The 257-nt window shown below is 63.0% G+C and carries 1 protein-coding gene; it reads left to right on the top strand.

Features of this window, described 5'->3' with window-relative positions; genetic code table 11:
* Nucleotides 1–257: cytochrome ubiquinol oxidase subunit I (locus tag ACVA6Q_RS24780; RefSeq protein ID WP_446649243.1), on the top strand; the 257-nt coding region annotated here is incomplete at both ends.

The following is a 257-nucleotide window of genomic DNA, read 5'->3' as shown; positions in this document are numbered from 1 at the left end:
GTCAAGCGCAGCTTTTCCATGGCGCTCTGGCTGCTGTTGCTGCTCGCGCCAATCCAGATCTTTATCGGTGACGCGCACGGCCTGAACACGCGCGAGTATCAGCCCGCCAAGATCGCCGCCATCGAAGGTCTGTGGGACACCGAAAAGGGCGGCACCGCGCTCAACCTGTTCGGCTTGCCCGACATGGATGCCGAGGTCACCCGCTATGCAGTGCAGGTGCCGCACCTGGGCAGCCTGATCCTGACGCATAGCTGGGA

Source organism: Vibrio sp. DNB22_10_4 (assembly GCF_052879755.1).
This window is presented reverse-complemented; position numbering and strand designations above follow the sequence as displayed.